Below are 2012 nucleotides of genomic sequence, written 5' to 3'. Positions count from 1 at the left end.
TTTATTTAAGGTATTCTACTCTTATCAATATCACTAATCTTATTTCAAGTAAGGATACCCTAGTAATGCAAATAAGAAATGGAAGTCTTTTGTCTTCCTTGCGTGCTGTAGGACGAAAATCTGTACATGGCGCCCACAAAGCATTTCACTCCGGCAAAAAAGTGGCGGATGCCCTAACTCGTTTGCCATTAGTTGAACTAATTAATAAGCAGTTAAATTCTGATAGCTCTGCACCTTCAGCTACTATCAAAACTGTTAAAGATGAACGTCAAAAATCAACGGATTTATCTACTCATTCAGCTGACGTCACTTTTGAGGGATCATTAACTGCTGAAGAAGAACAACTGGCCAAAGAGCTGGCTTTTAAACGCGCCCCTATTAACTGGGTCCCAGCCGCTTTTCTTGTTGCCACACCGATTGCTGCAGCCTTAATTACCCCTTGGTATTTAGCTACCCATAAAGTTAGCGCCCCAGTATGGTTGACGTTTGCTGCTGTTGGGGTTTGGACCGGCTTGAGTATTACTGCCGGCTATCATAGGTTAATGTCACATCGGGCCTATAAAGCACATCCTGTAGTACGTAATTTCTTCTTAGTAGGTGCAACACTTGCGGTGCAAGGCTCAGCATTTGATTGGTGCTCTGGGCATAGAACCCATCATAGACATGTTGATGATCGTATGGATGATCCTTATTCAGCCAAACGCGGCTTTTGGTTTAGCCATATAGGTTGGATGCTACGAAACTATCCTAGTGGTAACTTTGATTATAAAAACATTCCTGATCTTACCAAAGACAAAGTGCTACAAATTCAGCACAAATATTATGGAGCTTGGGTAGTCGTTGCTAACGTAGGCCTAATCGGTGCTATCGGTTGGTTAATCGGTGATGTGTGGGGTACTTTATTATTAGCCGGTTTGGTACGTTTAGTGATTAATCACCACTTTACCTTCTTTATCAACTCGTTATGCCACATGGTTGGTACGCGTCCTTATACTGATACCAATACTGCCAGAGACAACTTCCTATTGGCCATTCCGACATGGGGTGAGGGGTATCACAACTATCATCATTTCTTCCAATACGATTACCGTAATGGGGTTAAATGGTGGCAGTATGACCCTACCAAATGGTTAATTGCGGCTTTAGCAAAAGTAGGTTTAGCGTCAGACCTACGTACGGTAGATGACACAACCATCAAACATGCTGAAGTGAATATGATGTTTAAACGCGCCCAAAATAAAATTGCAAAAATCAGTAATGATGAAGGGTTAATTACTGACAGCAACTTATCGCGTAGTCTGCAAAACTTTCGTGACCGTGTGCATTTTGAATATCAGCTATTTAATGACACAGTTAAAGAATGGCAAGCTCTTAAAGCCAAAACCATTCAACTGAAGAAAGAGCAGTTTGCTGAGCGTTTGCATGAAGCGGATGAAGCGCTTAAAGACCAATACCAGATGATCGAAAAGCGTATTCTAGAACACAACCACAACCTTAAGCAGGCGTTTAAAGAGATAAGCTTTAAAACCGCAGGCTAATAAGTAATGAAGCAAGAATAAAAAACTAATAATAATTAATAACAATAATAAGATTAAGCTTTCTCCACCCCCTACCTTAGGTCAGGGGGATTTTTTTATCACCAGTCGCCGTAAAACCACCCACTTCAGGGGGTGGATATAAGGCGACACACACTGTCGTAAGAAGTCGTTAAAGGGTTGTAAGTCAAAATTAAACTTGCCATACTAAGCATATGAAAACACTCAAGCTACGCATTAAAGACAAGCACATAAAAGAGCTGAATCAGCTAAGCGGTTCAGTAAACTTCGTGTGGAACTATGTTAATGCGCTGTGCTTTGAGCATTTAAACCGTACTGGTAAGTTTTTTAGTGCTTATGATTTAAATCAGTACACCAAAGGTAGCGGTGAGTATTTAGGATTACACAGTCAGACCTTACAGGCTATCAATGAGACACACGCTAAATCACGTAAACAATTTAAAAAAGCCAAACTTA

At 40.6% G+C, this 2012-nt stretch carries 1 protein-coding gene and 1 pseudogene; both read left to right on the top strand.

What is annotated here, in order from left to right; genetic code table 11:
- Positions 1–344 precede the first annotated feature (344 nt).
- Positions 345–1538 carry a fatty acid desaturase gene (locus A1019T_RS11615; protein ID WP_095532620.1) on the top strand — a complete coding sequence of 398 codons (1194 nt, stop codon included), beginning with the start codon at positions 345–347 and terminating at the stop codon, positions 1536–1538.
- A gap of 212 nt (positions 1539–1750) precedes the next feature.
- Positions 1751–2012: pseudogene (locus tag A1019T_RS11610) on the top strand (RNA-guided endonuclease InsQ/TnpB family protein); the annotation flags it as partial.

Origin of the sequence: Psychrobacter piechaudii, assembly GCF_900162825.1 — a bacterium.
Taxonomy (GTDB): domain Bacteria; phylum Pseudomonadota; class Gammaproteobacteria; order Pseudomonadales; family Moraxellaceae; genus Psychrobacter; species Psychrobacter piechaudii.
The sequence above is the reverse complement of the archived record's forward strand: the minus strand, read 5'-3'. Positions and strand labels throughout refer to the sequence as shown.